Consider the following 14,039-nt stretch of genomic DNA (forward strand, 5'->3'; position numbering starts at 1 on the left):
CAACCGACCGGTTAATCGGGAAGACTTCGGCCCTGCCTGGAGGCGGATACATGCCCATCGCAATCACAGAGGAACACAACGACCTGGCTGATTCGGTCCGGTCTCTGGTGGCGCGGGTGGCTCCGTCGGAGGTGCTGCACGAAGCGCTGGAGAATCCGATCCCCAACCCACCGCCGTTCTGGAAGGCCGCTGCCGAGCAGGGCCTCCAAGGCGTTCACCTCGCGGAATCGGTTGGCGGACAGGGTTTCGGCATCCTCGAGTTGGCCATCGTGCTCGCCGAGTTCGGCTACGGCGCGGTGCCGGGACCGTTCGTGCCGTCCGCGATCGCCAGCGCGCTGATCGCTGCCAACGACCCCGACGCGAAGCTGCTCAATGACCTGGCCTCCGGTGACGTCATCGCCGCATACGCGATCGACTCCGGCCTGACCGCCACCCGGCACGGTGAGGGCCTCGTCATCCGCGGCGAGGTGCGGGCGGTGCCCGCCGCCGCCCAGGCGTCCGTGCTGGTGCTGCCGGTCGCCATCGACAGCGGTGAAGAGTGGCTGGTGCTCGACGCCGACCAGTTGGAAATCGAACCCGTGCAGAGCATCGATCCGCTTCGGCCGATCGCGCATGTGCGGGCCAACGCCGTCGAGGTCGGCGACGACCGCGTGCTGAACAACCTGAGCCGCACCCTGGCTCGGGCGCTGATGTCGACGTTGCTGTCTGCCGAGTCCATCGGTGTCGCGCGGTGGGCGACCGACACCGCGTCGGGATACGCGAAGATCCGCGAGCAGTTCGGCAGGCCGATCGGCCAGTTCCAGGCCATCAAGCACAAGTGCGCGGAGATGATCGCCGACACCGAGCGGGCCACCGCCGCGGTGTGGGACGCCGCCCGAGCCATCGACGAATATCGCGAAACCGGTTCGCAGGACAGTGCTTTCGAGTTCGCCGCAGCGGTCGCCGCGACGTTGGCGCCCGCGGCGGCGCTGCACTGCACCCAGGACTGCATCCAGGTGCACGGCGGCATCGGCTTCACCTGGGAGCACGACACCAACGTCTACTACCGGCGCGCGATCATGCTGGCGGCCTGCTTCGGCCGCGCCGCGGACTACCCGCAGCAGGTGGTCGACGTCGCGACCACCACCGGCGTTCGCAAGATCGACATCGACCTCGACCAGGACACCGAGAAGCTTCGCGACGAGATCCGTGCGGAAGTCGCTGCGCTGAAAGCGATTCCGCGGGAACAGCGCACGATCGCGTTGGCCGAGGGCGGTTGGGTGGTGCCCCACCTGCCCAAGCCTTGGGGTCGCGCGGCCAGTCCCGTCGAGCAGATCATCATCGCCCAGGAGTTCACCGCCGGTAAGGTGCGCCGACCCAACATGGGCATCGCGGCGTGGTTGATTCCCTCGGTGGTCGCGTTCGGCACCGAGGAACAGAAGCAGCGCTTCCTGCCGCCGACGCTGCGCGGCGAAATGATCTGGTGTCAGCTGTTTTCCGAGCCGGGATCCGGCTCGGACCTGGCCAGCCTGAGCACGAAGGCCACCAAGGTCGACGGCGGTTGGCGGATCACCGGCCAGAAGATCTGGACCACCGGGGCGCAGCTGTCGCAGTGGGGCATGCTGCTGGCCCGCACCGATCCGAGCGCACCGAAACACAACGGCATCACCTACTTCCTGCTCGACATGTCCAGTGAGGGCGTCGAGGTCAAGCCGCTTCGCGAACTCACCGGCAACGCGATGTTCAACACCGTGTTCCTCGACGACGTGTTCGTCCCCGACGACCTGGTGCTCGGCGAGGTGAACCGCGGCTGGGAGGTCAGTCGCACCACGCTGACCGCGGAGCGGGTGTCCATCGGCAGCAGTGAGGCGCCGTTCCTGGCCAACCTCAACGGTTTCGTCGAGTTCATCCGCGACGGGCACTTCGACCAGATCGACCAGAACCACGCGGGCAGGCTGATCGCCGAGGGGCATGCGGCCAAGCTGCTCAACATGCGCTCGACACTGCTGACGTTGGCCGGCGGCGATCCGATGCCCGCCGCCGCGATCTCGAAGCTGCTGTCGATGCGCACCGGCCAGGGGTATGCGGAGTTTGCAGTGTCGTCGTTCGGCACCGACGGCGCCATCGGCGACCCCGACCAGCCTCAGGGCCAGTGGGCGCAGATGCTGCTGGCCAGCCGGGCCACGACGATTTACGGCGGCACGTCGGAGGTGCAGCTCAACATCATCGCCGAGCGGCTGCTGGGACTGCCCCGCGACCCGTAAACTTCCCCGCGCGAGCAGACGCAAAGTGGCCCAATTTCTCGGCGTGTCGGGACATTTTGCGTCTGCTCGCCGAAGAAAGGGCACGCCCACGAGCGCGGATTTCACGCTGCGACAGTTGCGCTACTTCGCCGTGCTCGGCGAGGAGCTGAACTACCGGCGCGCCGCGGAGCGACTGTTCATCACCCAACCCGCGTTGTCGACGGCGATCAAACAGCTCGAACATCAGCTGGGCGTCATGCTGTTCACCCGCAGCACCCGCGAGGTCGCGCTGACGGAACTGGGCCAGGCCTGGTTGCCGAAGGTGCGCGACGCGCTGCGCGGAGTCGACGCCGCGGTCGACGACCTGATCGCACTGTCGGCGCACTACCGTCGCATCCGGTTGGGTTATCTGATCGGCACCGGCGCGGACCTGCTGTTCCGACTGCTCCGCCACTTCGAGGCCAAGTATCCGGAAATCACCTTGGAGCCAAGGGAATTCGACTTCTCCGATCCGACTGCCGGGCTGGCCGACGGCAGCACGGAGGTGGCGATCATCCGGCCGCCGGTGGATCTGCCCGAACACCGGATGTTCATCCTCGACGCGGAGAACTGGGTCGCGTGCCTGCCGCGTGACCACCCGCTGGCGAGCCGCTCCGAACTGAACATCGCCGAACTGCTCGACGACCCGATCGTGGTTGCGCCTGCCAGCGCGGGCCGGTGGCGCGACTACTGGATGGCGATGGACGCCCGCGGCGGCCAACCGCCCACCATCGCCGCCGTCGCGGCCACCTACGAAGAGGAGACCACGACGATCGCGCGCGGCCTCGGCATCAGCTTCACCAGCGAGGCCAGCGCGCGCCTGTACAACAGGCAGGGCATCGCCTACGTGCCGATCGTCGACCGCCCGCGCAACTACACGGCGCTGGCCTGGCATCCGGCCGGGCTGTCCCACGAGGCGGCGCAACTGGTCAAGCATGTCCGCGAGGAGTGGAGCTTCGGCGAAGGCCAGGCGATCGAACGGCCGGCGACCTACTACTGATAACGCGGGTTTATAAGTACATCAGAAACTGCAACTTCCGCCGCGGCGCCCAGGTCGGGTTTCCTCACTTCATGACTGACACCGCCTCACCCGTGATGCCGACGGCGCCGAGCGACGACGAGGACGCCAGGCTGGCCCAGTTCGGGTACTCGCAAAAACTCGATCGCTCGGTCGGCCGGCTGGCGTCCTTCGCCCTCGGCTTCGCCACCATCAGCGCCACCACCGCGGTGTTCACCGGGTTCGGCGCAGGCTACTTCACCGCGGGCGGCCCCTTCGTCTGGACGCTTCTGCTGGCCGCGGCGGTGTTCCTGATCTGGACCTTCATCGCCGCCGACCTGACCGCGAAGATCCCGCTGGCCGGTTACGCCTATCAGTGGACCAGCCGCATCCACGGCTCGATCCTCGCCTGGTTCACCGGTGTGCTCGCACTCGCAGGCTGGGTCTGCGGCATGACCGGCGTCGGCTTCATCCTGTCCGGCTACCTCGGCAGCCTGTTCGGCTGGAACATGAGCCAGACCGCCCAGATCCTCGTCGCCATCGGCGTGATGGCGGTCTGCATGCTGGTGAACCTGTACGGCGTGCGCTTCGCGACGATGGTCAACAACATCGGCGTTGGCCTCGAACTGGTCATCACCGTCGGCGCGACACTGCTGGTCGCGGTCGTCGCCTTTTCCTCCCCGGACAACCACCAACCGATCTCGGTCCTGTTCACCGGCGGCACCAACGACGAGCACAGCGCCTACATCCTGGCGTGGCTGGCCGCATCGCTTGGTCCCTTCTTCGGCCTGATCGGCGTCGAGGCCAGCGCAGACATCGCCGAGGAGACCGTGAACGCCCGCCGGGTCATTCCGCGGACGATGTTCTATGCGCTGACCGCATCGATCGTCATCGAGTTCTCGATGTACGTCGTCTACGTGCTGGCGATCAGGGACCAGGACGCCGTCGCGGCCGCCACGGCGGCGCCCATCGAGGAGATCATCACGCAGCAGGTGGGCCCGGTGGTGACGAGAATCGTTGTGGCAGTCGCGATGACGAACATCATGGCGTGCATCCTGGCCAACATCCTGGTGGCAACCCGGCTCACCTACTCGATGGCCCGCGACAACATGCTGCCGTTCTCCCATGTCTGGCGGCACGTGTCGGTGTCCAACCGGACGCCCACCTACGCCGTGCTCGGACTGTTCAGCCTCTCGACCATCCTGCTGCTGTCCGCACTGGTGAGCGAGAAAGCGTTCTTCCTGATCATCGGCCTCTCGTCGCTGGCGGTGTGCGCCATGTACTTCCTGCAGACGGTGGCCGTGCTGATCGCCAACCGCCGCGGCACCATTCCCGCGCCGGAGCCAGGGACGTTCGATCTCGGCCGGGCCCGGGTGCCGGTCGCCGTGCTGGCGCTGATCGCCTTCGGCCTGGTGTGCGCGGCGCTGATCTTCCTTCCGCAGTTCGCGGGCAACGGCTATGTGTTCCTCGGGCTCGTGGTGCTCGCCGCGCTGTGGGCGGTCACCGGGCTGCGCACCCGACTGCGCAACGGCGACGCAGGCCCGAACTACGCCAAGACCCACCTCTCCTGAAACCCTCGAAAGGACCTGTACCCCAATGACTGTCGTAGACCAGGGCACCAGCAACCTCGTCGCCGTCGAACCCGGCGCCATCCGCGAGGACACCCCACCCGGTTCGGTGATCCAGTACAGCGACTACGAACTGGATACCTCGAGTCCGTACGCGGGCGGCGTCGCGTGGATCGAAGGCGAATACATCCCCGCATCCGAGGCCCGCATCTCGATCTTCGACACCGGGTTCGGCCACTCCGATCTGACCTACACCGTGGCACATGTGTGGCACGGCAACATCTTCCGGCTCGGTGACCACCTCGACCGGCTGCTCGACGGCGCGCACAAGCTGCGCCTCGACCCGGGCTACAGCAAGGACGAACTGGCGGAGATCACCAAACGCTGCGTCGCCATGTCCCAGCTGCGCGAGTCGTTCGTCAACCTGACCGTCACCCGCGGATACGGAAAACGCAAGGGCGAGAAGGACTTGTCAAAGCTGACCCATCAGGTGTACATCTACGCGATCCCCTACCTGTGGGCGTTTCCCCCGCATGAGCAGATCTTCGGTACGACGGCGATCGTCCCGCGGCATGTGCGGCGCGCGGGCCGCAACACCGTCGACCCGACCATCAAGAACTACCAGTGGGGCGACCTGACCGCCGCCAGCTTCGAGGCCAAGGACCGCGGCGCCCGCACCGCGATCCTGATGGACGCCGACAACTGCGTGGCAGAGGGCCCCGGCTTCAACGTCGTCATCGTCAAGGACGGCAAGCTCGCCTCACCGTCCCGCAACGCGCTGCCGGGGATCACCCGTAAGACCGTCTTCGAACTGGCTGACGCCATGGGCATCGAGGCGACGCTGCGCGACGTCACCAGCCACGAACTGTACGACGCAGACGAACTGATGGCGGTCACCACCGCCGGCGGCGTGACGCCGATCAACACGCTCGACGGCGAACCCGTGGGAGACGGCACGCCCGGTCCGCTCACCGTCGCCATCCGCGACCGGTTCTGGGCGCTGATGGACGAGCCGTCGCCGCTGATCGAGGCAATTGACTACTGACGGTCGCGTCTAATCAGGTCTACGATCGAAATAGATGGTCTTCATAGATCGTTAGACAAGTTATGAATAACTTCCGGCGACGCTCGATGCGCCTTTTCGTCGGCGGAGCAGCGGCCATGGCGGTCCTGGCCGGCCCCGCGGCGTTCTCGACTGTCAGCGCTCCGCCGGCGTCAGCGCAACCTTGCTACAACGGCGTCGTCCCGTGGGGTCCGTTCGTGCCAAGCTGTACGGCCCCGGGTCCGGTAGGCCCACGGGTCCGTGGTTCGGCCCCGGACGCCAACGCGATCATCGCCTGCCGTAACCATCCCGGCTGCCTGTCGTGGTACGTGAACGGCGGCCCGTAGGCGGCAGCCATGACCCACGACGTCGAGAAGCGCTTCGACCACCCCGGCACGTTCCATGAGGCGGCGATGTACGTCGGTGCGATTGTCGCGGTGGCGGGCCTGGTCTTCGCCGCATGGGCTTTCTTCGCACGGGATTCGGTGATCGCGGCTTCGCTGGTGCCCGCCATCCTGTTCGGTGGCGGCATCGGCGCATTCGTCAAGACCTACCGCGTCTGGAAAGTCGAAGGCGCCTGGCCTGCCTGGCAAGGTGCCGGGTGGTTCCTGCTGACGCTGATGCTGATCAGCCTGGCCATTCCAGGCGCCGCGATGATGGCCTACTAGGGCACGATCGAATCCACGTATCCACCGTCGACGCGCAACGCGCCGCCGGTGGTAGCCGATGCCAGCGGTGAAGCGAGATACGTGACCATGTTGGCGATTTCGGCGGGTTCGATGAGCCGTTGCAGCAGCGACTGCGGTCGGTGCTTGCGCATGAACTCGCGCTGCGCCTCGTCCCACGGCAGCGATTTGTCGACCAACTGGTAGACGAAATCCTCGACGCCCGCGGTGTGCGTCGGCCCCGCGATCACCGAGTTGACGGTCACGCCGGTGCCCGCCGCGTCCTTGGCGAAGCCGCGCGACACGGCCAGCAGAGCCGTCTTGGACACCCCGTAGTGGATCATCTCCTCGGGCGTCACCAACGCCGAATCGCTGGCGATCTGAATGGCCCTGCCCCAACCGCGTTCGGTCATGCCCGGCAGGTACATGCGGATAAGCCGAACGGCGGCAAGCACATTCACGTCGAAATAGGTGCGCCACTGCTCGTCGGTGATCTCGCGCGCCGGTACGGCGCCGAAGATGCCGAGGTTGTTCACCAGGATGTCGACGTCGGGCAACTCGCGGTGCAGCTTCGCCGCGCCGTCCTCGGTCGACACGTCGGCAGCGATACCGAAGACATCACCGGTCAACTTCGCGACCGCCTCGTCGACCCGCTCGGCAGTGCGGCCGTTGACCGCGACACGGGCGCCGCTGCCCGCCAGCCCTTCCGCGATGGCCAACCCGATGCCCTGGGTCGACCCTGTGACGAGGGCCGTCTTTCCACTCAGATCAATGTTCACGCCGTGGTACTACCACCGAGCGCGGCGGACTATTCCGCCCCTGCCTTGTCGTCGGCTCCGCCGACCCCTGCCTTATCGTCGGCTCCGTCGACCCCTGCCTTATCGTCGGCTCCGTCGACCCCTGCCTTATCGTCGGCTCCGCCGACGGCCATTTCCCGGAGCTCCCTCTTCAGCACCTTGCCGGTGGGATTGCGCGGCAACTCGTCGAGGAAGATCACCTCGCGCGGCACCTTGTACCTGGCGAGATGCTCGCGCACGTAGGTCTTGATGTCGTCCTCGCCGAGGCTGGCGCCGTCGCTCTTGACGACGAACGCCCGCAACCGGTGGCCCCACTCTTTGTCCTCGACGCCGAGCGCGGTGGCCTCCACCACGTCCGGGTGACCGCTGATCAGGTCTTCGACCTCGGCGGGGAACACGTTCTCGCCGCCCGACACGATCATCTCGTCGTCGCGGCCGCTGACGTACAGCAGACCGTTCTCGTCGAAATAGCCGACATCGCCCGAGGACATCAGGCCGTCGATGATCTGCTTGTGGCCGCCGCCGGTGTAGCCCTCGAACGGGAAGAAGTTGCCGACGAAGATCCGGCCCACCTCACCTTGGGGCACCTCGTTGCCGTTGTCGTCGAGGATCTTGACCTTCACCCCCTTGACGACCGGCCCGACGGTGGCGGGATCGATCGACAGATCCTTCGGCCTTGCGATGGTGGCGAACGCGATCTCCGTCGACCCGTACAGGTTGTAGACCACCGGGCCTAGATCCTTCAGCGCGCGCTGCGCCAGTTCGGCACCCAACTGCGACCCGGATACGAACACGATCCGCAGCGAAGACAGGTTCGGCTTGCGCTCCATCGCGTCGAGCGCATCGAGCATGCGCGACAACATGACCGGCACCACGACCACCGCGGTCACGTTGTGCTTCTCGATGTCCTCGAGCACCGTCGCAGGCCTGAACCGGCGCCGCAACACCAACGTCGTGCCGAGCATCATCGCGATGGTGGCGTGCAGATAGCCGAGCGCATGGAACATCGGCGCCGGAAGAGCCGTCACCTCACCGGATTTGAACGGCACATGGGACAGCACGCCACCGATCGGGGCAAGCGTCGGCGGCGTACTTCTGTTGGCGCCCTTGGGAGTTCCGGTGGTGCCACTGGTCAGAATGATGATCGACGAATGCTTGGTCGCCTTCGGCGCCGGCTTGCCCGAACTGCGCGCGACCAGGTCCTCAAGCGTCTCGTCGGTGCTCGCCGAATCCTCCTTGTCGGGGTTGACGCCCAACGCCCGCAGCTTGCCCAACTCCGGTTCGGCCTTCGACACCGCGTCGTAGTACTCGTCGTCGTAGATGATCAGCTTGGCGCCTTCGCGCTCGGAGACCTCTTTGATCTGCGGTCCGGAGAATTCGCTGTTCAGCAGGATGATGCGGGCACCCGCTCTGGCGCAGCCGTACACCGCGATCAAAAACCAGCGGTGGTTACGCGCCAGGATCGCCACCCCGTCCCCGCCCTTGACACCCTTCTTCAACAACCCGTTGGCCACCTCGTGGGCGGCGTCGTCGAGTTCTTTGAAGGTGATCTCGCCGAAGTCGTCGATGATCGCGGTCCGGTTCGGGGTGCGGCGCGCGTTGAGCGCGGGGATCATCCCGAATTCGCCCCACCGCCGGATGTCGGCGATCATGGCGGCGACGTTCTGCGGCGGCTCGAGCTTGAAGGCGCCCGCCTCCAACATCTTGTACGCGTAATGCAGCTCTGCTGAGCCGCGCTCGACGAGCTGCTGCGCTTTGGCGACTGCCTGCGACGGAAGATCAGTGAGCTTAGGCATGACCCCACACTAGTGACGGGCGTCTCGACTCGACCGGGAAATTACCATGACACCTATGGCCTCTCCCATGTCGCTGGACGTGGACGGTCGGCAGGTCGCGATAACCCACCCTGACAAGGTCGTTTTCCCGGATATCGGAATCACGAAACTCGACCTGGTCACCTACTACCTCGCCGTCGCCGGGGGCGCGCTGCGCGGTGTGCGCGACCGGCCGATGATTCTGAAGCGGTTCGTCAAGGGCATCACCGAGGAGGCGGTGTTCCAGAAGCGGGCCCCGGAGAAGCGGCCGGATTTCGTCGACGTGGCCGAGCTGAAGTACGCGTCCGGCACGTCGGCGAAGGAAGCCGTCATCCGCGACGCGGCCGGCCTGGCGTGGGCGATCAACATGGGTTGCGTCGACCTCAACCCGCATCCGGTGCGCGCCGACGACCTGGCCCACCCCGACGAGTTGCGCGTCGACCTGGATCCGATGCCCGGCGTGGCTTGGCGGCAGATCGTCGACGTGGCCATGGTCGCCCGCGAGGTGCTCGAGGAGCACGGCCTCACGGCGTGGCCAAAGACGTCCGGCTCCCGCGGATTTCACATCTACGCCCGCATCGAGCGGCGGTGGCCCTTCAAGTTCGTCCGATTGGCGGCCCAAGCGGTGGCCCGCGAGGTGGAACGCAGAGCGCCGGGGCAGGCGACGGCACGGTGGTGGAAAGAGGAGCGCGGCGAAGAGGTGTTCGTCGACTTCAACCAGAACGCCTTCGACCGCACCGTCGCGTCCGCGTACTCCGTCCGCGCCACCCCGGACGCCAGGGTGTCCACCCCGCTCTTCTGGAACGAGGTGGCGAACTGCGATCCGGCGGATTTCACGATTGCGACCGTGCCCAAACGCTTCGAGGAAAACGGCGATCCGTGGGAAAGCATGGACGACCACGCAGGCACCCTGGATGCGTTGCTCGAACTCGCCGAGAAGTTGGGGCCTGCGGAGAAGGCGCCGCGCGGTGCCCGCAAAACCGCACAGAATCCGACGGGCAGGCGCCAATCGGTGAAGCCGCTGATCGAGATCGCCCGCACCAAAACCAAGGACGAGGCGATGGCCGCACTCGACCAGTGGCGCACGCGTTACCCGTCGGTAGCCGAAATGCTCAAGCCGGCAGATGTTTTGGTCGACGGCATGCGGGGCCCGAGTTCCATCTGGTACCGGATCCGGATCAATTTGCAGCATGTGCCGGAAAAACAGCGGCCGCCGCAGGAGGCCCTGCTCGCCGACTACTCCCCCTGGGAGAACTATTCCGGCCGGCAGAAAATGCGCGACTGACGGGTTTGCTGACCGACCCAAAACCGGTTCTTAATAAAGTATTAGCCGTTACTCCCCGTTGCCTTATATCGGCTCCGTAACTTCGTAACCAGTTAAGGAATCGAGGGGAGGCGCCAGATGTACGGCAATCCGGCAATCGAATATGACGGCGCCCAGGTGCGGGCGTGTAGCCGCCAGTTGGCCACCGTGGTGACTGTCACCGGGGATCTAAACGATGTGAACCTCGACAAGGTCAGCCAGTACACCAAGCGCTTCGTCCTCAAGGAGAAGCCGATGGTGCTGGATCTGAGCGGCGTGAGTTCGGCGACTTCGCACATCATTTCGTTGCTGTCCGAGCTCGACGACGCCTGCACCGCCGCAGGGGTCGAGTGGTCGCTGATCGCCAGCCCAGCGGTCAGCCGCGCGGTCCACTCCTTCGACGCCCGCCTCGAGCTGCCGACTGTGGAGTCGGTTGCCGACGCACTGCACAACTTCGCCGACGCCATCGCTGAACGCCGTCGGCTCCTTCCGCTCCTCACGAAGAGCGCTTAGAGACAGGGACGACGCACAGTGATACTCGACATTCGGTGGCTCGCCTATCTGGTGCACGGTCGTCACAAGCCGCGTTCGCGGCCATTGGCTATCACGGCTCGCTGACCTGTTGATTCCCATCGGGATTCGCGCGGTTTGAGGCCTACCGCCGTCGGGTAAGCGGCGGCCATGGGGCGTACCGGCAATTGGATCCTGGCCTTGGCGACGGTGCCGGGCGCCATCGTCGTCGTGGTCTTCCTCTATATGCAGGTGCTCGGCACCGCAGGATGCAACCACCAACCGTGCCCGCGACAGGGTCCGGGCGAGCTGGGTTTCACGCTCATCCAGTACGGCGCACCCGTCGTCGCCGTGGCCGCGGTGGCGTTGTCGTTCTTCACCGCACGGCACCGTCGCGGGGTTGTGGTCCCGGTCGTCGCCTGGTTGCTTTTGATCGCCGCGTTCCTCGTATTGGTGTTCTCGTTCACCGCGACGGGTTAGCGGCTAGCGGATGGGCAGCCCGGTGATCGCGCGGCCCATGACCAGTCGCTGGATCTCGCTCGTGCCTTCGAAGATCGTGAAGATCTTGGCGTCCCTGTGCATGCGCTCCACCGGATAGTCACGGGTGTAGCCGTTACCGCCGAGAATCTGGATGGCTTCATCGGTTACGTAGACGGCGGTTTCACTGGCCACCAGTTTGGCCATCGACCCTTCGGCGTTGACGAACGGCTTGTTGTTGCGAGCCATCCAACCCGCCCGCCACACCAGCATCCGCGACGCGTCGATGCGGGTCTTCATATCGGCCAGTTTGAACGCGATCGCCTGGAAGTCACCGATCTTGCGGCCGAACTGTTCTCGCTGCTGTGCATAGTCCAACGCGTACTCGTAGGCGGCCCTGGCCACCCCGAGCGCCATCGCGCCGACCGCGGGGCGGGTGCGTTCGAACGTCTTCATCGCGGCTTGCGCTGCGGCGCTTTGGCCTTCACGGCTGCGGGCGATGCGCTCGTCGAACTTCTCCTTACCGCCGACGATCAACCGACCGGGGATGCGGACGTCTTCGAGGATCACCTCCGCGGTGTGCGAGGCGCGGATCCCATGCTTGCTGAACTTCTGTCCCTGTTTGAAGCCAGGAGTGTTGGGCGGGATGATGAACGTCGCCTGACCGCGGCTGCCCAGATCGGGATGAACCGACGCAACGACGATGTGCACGTTGGCGATTCCGCCGTTGGTGGCCCACGTCTTCACACCGTTGAGCACCCACTCGTCGTTGGCTTCGTCATAGCGGGCACGGGTCAGGATGGCGCCCACATCGGAACCCGCGGCGGGCTCTGAGGAACAGAACGACGCGAGCAGAGGTTCGTCGGGCGTGCCGAACATCTGCGGCAGCCATTCGCCGAGTTGTTCGGGTGTGCCATTGGCGGACAGCGACGCGGCGGCAAGTCCGGTGCCGAGGATCGACAGCGCGATGCCGGCGTCGCCCCAGAACAGTTCCTCGAATACGGTCAGCATCCCGAGGCCGGTCGGTTCGGCGGCTTGGGCGGCGAACAGTTCCATGGAGTACAACCCGATCTTGGCCGCCTCCTGGATGATCGGCCACGGGGTTTCCTCACGCTCATCCCACTCAGCGGCGGCAGGGCGCACGACGTCGGCCGCAAATTCATGCACCCAGTCCCTGATCTGGATGACGTCTTCAGACAGTTCAAGAGAAAACGACACGCCCAACCGTCCTTTCTGATTCGGTGAACAACCGTACACTGATACTTACCCCCCGGTAAGTCCCAGTTCTGTGGAGTGCCTCACTGCGGCCCTGGGTACGTCACCGTGGTGACCGATCAAGGGTTCTCGCGCGACCTGTTGCAGGAACTGCTCTTCACCTACGGCCCGTGCGGACAAGAGGATGCGGTCCGCGATGTGTGCAGGCGTGAACTCACCCCACTGGTCGACGAAACCCATGTCGACGAAGCGGGAAATCTGGTCGGCCTGATCCGCGGCGGTGGCGGCGGAGCGCCCATCCGCGTGATGGCCCACATGGACGAGTTGTCGATGCTGGTCAAACGGGTCGAATCGGACGGCACCCTGCACCTCACGCAATTGGGGACGATGTATCCCGGCAACTTCGGTCTCGGTCCGGTGGCCGTGCTCGGCGACCGGGAGACGCTGTGCGGAGTACTCACGCTGGGCTCGGAGCACACGACCAGTGAGAGTCGGCAGATCTGGGAAACCAAACCCGACGGCGGCGACAAGGCGCTGGACTGGACACACGTCTACGTCTTCACGGGCCGCACCACGGACGAGTTGTCGCGCGCGGGGATACGCCCCGGCACGCGGGTATGCGTGGACAACAGCAAGAGAACACTCGTCGAGTTCGGCGATTACCTCGGCTGTTACTTCATGGACGACCGCGCGGCGATCGTCGCGCTGCTCGACGCCGCGCGGCAGATGCGGGCCGCGGGAAAGCGCCCGGTGCGCGACGTCTACCTGGTCTTCACCACGGACGAAGAGATCGGCGGCATCGGCGGGTCGTATGGCAGTCGGACATTGCCCGGCGATCTGACCCTCGCGCTCGAGGTCGGTCCGACCGAGGCGGAATACGGCACGACTGTCGGCGGCGGACCGATCGTCGGCTACAGCGACGCGCAGTGTGTGTACGACAAGGATGTCGCCGACGAATTGTTCTCTGTGGCAACGGATTTAGGCTTAGCTCCGCAACCTGCTGTGCTCGGTGCGTTCGAGTCCGATGCCTCGCACGCAAAGGCCGGTGGTTTGACCGCGCGGGCCGGATTGCTGTGCCTTCCCACGCTGAGCACGCACGGATACGAAGTCATTCGACGCGACGCGATCCCGGCGATGAGCAAGGTGCTGGTCGGGTTCCTGCCGAGTTGACCGACGGGCCGAATTCTTGCCAGCACAACCTGTCGATCCAGCGCCCACCTCCTCCAGCGATGGTTGCTGGATACATGTAAGTTAGCTTCTCGCTATTTCTGTTGACCGTTGTAAGCCATCCGACTGACGCCCGAGCGGTTTCGCTATGGTCCGCGCAAGTGACGACCTGCGCCGCGGGTGGTGGTGACCCTCTCGGAGCGGTAACCGCAGCACAACGATG

At 65.5% G+C, this 14,039-nt stretch carries 11 protein-coding genes and 1 pseudogene; 9 read left to right on the forward strand and 3 right to left on the reverse strand.

Annotated elements, in window-relative coordinates; genetic code table 11:
* Window positions 1-50: 50 nt before the first annotated feature.
* The 5 genes from C1A30_RS23030 (at window position 51) to C1A30_RS23055 (ending at window position 6,536) form a co-directional block, all read left to right on the forward strand.
* Window positions 51-2,243, forward strand: a complete 2,193-nt coding sequence (locus C1A30_RS23030; protein ID WP_101950690.1) for an acyl-CoA dehydrogenase — start codon at window positions 51-53, stop codon at window positions 2,241-2,243.
* 115 nt (window positions 2,244-2,358) lie between these two features.
* The gene (locus tag C1A30_RS23035; RefSeq protein WP_235010156.1) at window positions 2,359-3,261 is read left to right on the forward strand and encodes a LysR family transcriptional regulator; all 903 of its coding nucleotides are present in this window, start codon (window positions 2,359-2,361) and stop codon (window positions 3,259-3,261) included.
* Window positions 3,262-3,332: 71 nt separating this feature from the next.
* Window positions 3,333-4,829, forward strand: coding sequence for an APC family permease (locus tag C1A30_RS23040; protein WP_101950691.1), 1,497 nt, complete (start codon window positions 3,333-3,335; stop codon window positions 4,827-4,829).
* A 25-nt stretch (window positions 4,830-4,854) separates the two neighbouring features.
* Window positions 4,855-5,871, forward strand: coding sequence for an aminotransferase class IV (locus C1A30_RS23045; RefSeq protein WP_101950692.1), 1,017 nt, complete (start codon window positions 4,855-4,857; stop codon window positions 5,869-5,871).
* Between the two features lie 353 nt (window positions 5,872-6,224).
* On the forward strand, window positions 6,225-6,536 hold the full coding sequence (locus tag C1A30_RS23055) for a hypothetical protein (RefSeq protein WP_101950694.1): 312 nt from the start codon (window positions 6,225-6,227) through the stop codon (window positions 6,534-6,536).
* Here the strand turns inward: C1A30_RS23055 and C1A30_RS23060 are convergent.
* Together C1A30_RS23060 and fadD2 are read right to left on the reverse strand one after the other, a co-directional pair.
* The gene (locus C1A30_RS23060) at window positions 6,533-7,312 is read right to left on the reverse strand and encodes an SDR family NAD(P)-dependent oxidoreductase (RefSeq protein WP_101950695.1); all 780 of its coding nucleotides are present in this window, start codon (window positions 7,310-7,312) and stop codon (window positions 6,533-6,535) included. The genes C1A30_RS23055 and C1A30_RS23060 overlap by 4 nt on opposite strands.
* 149 nt (window positions 7,313-7,461) lie before the next feature.
* Window positions 7,462-9,126 (reverse strand): annotated as a pseudogene (fadD2, locus tag C1A30_RS23065) (long-chain-fatty-acid--CoA ligase FadD2); the annotation flags it as partial.
* A 46-nt stretch (window positions 9,127-9,172) separates the two neighbouring features.
* Between fadD2 and ligD the strand changes: the two are divergent.
* The 3 genes from ligD to C1A30_RS23080 all read left to right on the forward strand — a co-directional run bounded on the left by ligD (window position 9,173) and on the right by C1A30_RS23080 (window position 11,437).
* Window positions 9,173-10,429 (forward strand): non-homologous end-joining DNA ligase, encoded by a 1,257-nt coding sequence (gene ligD / locus C1A30_RS23070; RefSeq protein WP_200828406.1) that lies wholly within the window; start codon window positions 9,173-9,175, stop codon window positions 10,427-10,429.
* Window positions 10,430-10,546: 117 nt separating this feature from the next.
* Window positions 10,547-10,960 carry an STAS domain-containing protein gene (locus tag C1A30_RS23075; protein ID WP_101950698.1) on the forward strand — a complete coding sequence of 138 codons (414 nt, stop codon included), beginning with the start codon at window positions 10,547-10,549 and terminating at the stop codon, window positions 10,958-10,960.
* A gap of 168 nt (window positions 10,961-11,128) precedes the next feature.
* The gene (locus tag C1A30_RS23080) at window positions 11,129-11,437 is read left to right on the forward strand and encodes a hypothetical protein (RefSeq protein WP_101950699.1); all 309 of its coding nucleotides are present in this window, start codon (window positions 11,129-11,131) and stop codon (window positions 11,435-11,437) included.
* Between the two features lie 3 nt (window positions 11,438-11,440).
* Here C1A30_RS23080 and C1A30_RS23085 read toward each other — a convergent pair whose 3' ends face one another.
* Window positions 11,441-12,652 (reverse strand): acyl-CoA dehydrogenase family protein, encoded by a 1,212-nt coding sequence (locus C1A30_RS23085; protein ID WP_101950700.1) that lies wholly within the window; start codon window positions 12,650-12,652, stop codon window positions 11,441-11,443.
* Window positions 12,653-12,760: 108 nt separating this feature from the next.
* Here C1A30_RS23085 and C1A30_RS23090 point away from each other — a divergent pair, with 108 nt between their 5' ends.
* Entirely contained in the window at window positions 12,761-13,819 is a 1,059-nt protein-coding gene (locus tag C1A30_RS23090; RefSeq protein ID WP_101952823.1) for a M42 family metallopeptidase, read from the forward strand.
* The last annotated feature ends 220 nt before the right edge of the window (window positions 13,820-14,039 follow it).

Source organism: Mycobacterium sp. 3519A (genome assembly GCF_900240945.1).
Lineage (GTDB): Bacteria > Actinomycetota > Actinomycetes > Mycobacteriales > Mycobacteriaceae > Mycobacterium.

Bases quoted from the DNA above. Each gene is read 5' to 3' on its own strand.
- C1A30_RS23030 (WP_101950690.1), top strand. From the start codon at position 51: ATGCCCATCGCAATCACAGAGGAACACAACGACCTGGCTGATTCGGTC.
- ligD (WP_200828406.1), top strand. From the start codon at position 9,173: ATGACACCTATGGCCTCTCCCATGTCGCTGGACGTGGACGGTCGGCAG.
- C1A30_RS23040 (WP_101950691.1), top strand. From the start codon at position 3,333: ATGACTGACACCGCCTCACCCGTGATGCCGACGGCGCCGAGCGACGAC.
- C1A30_RS23080 (WP_101950699.1), top strand. From the start codon at position 11,129: ATGGGGCGTACCGGCAATTGGATCCTGGCCTTGGCGACGGTGCCGGGC.
- C1A30_RS23055 (WP_101950694.1), top strand. From the start codon at position 6,225: ATGACCCACGACGTCGAGAAGCGCTTCGACCACCCCGGCACGTTCCAT.
- C1A30_RS23045 (WP_101950692.1), top strand. From the start codon at position 4,855: ATGACTGTCGTAGACCAGGGCACCAGCAACCTCGTCGCCGTCGAACCC.
- C1A30_RS23075 (WP_101950698.1), top strand. From the start codon at position 10,547: ATGTACGGCAATCCGGCAATCGAATATGACGGCGCCCAGGTGCGGGCG.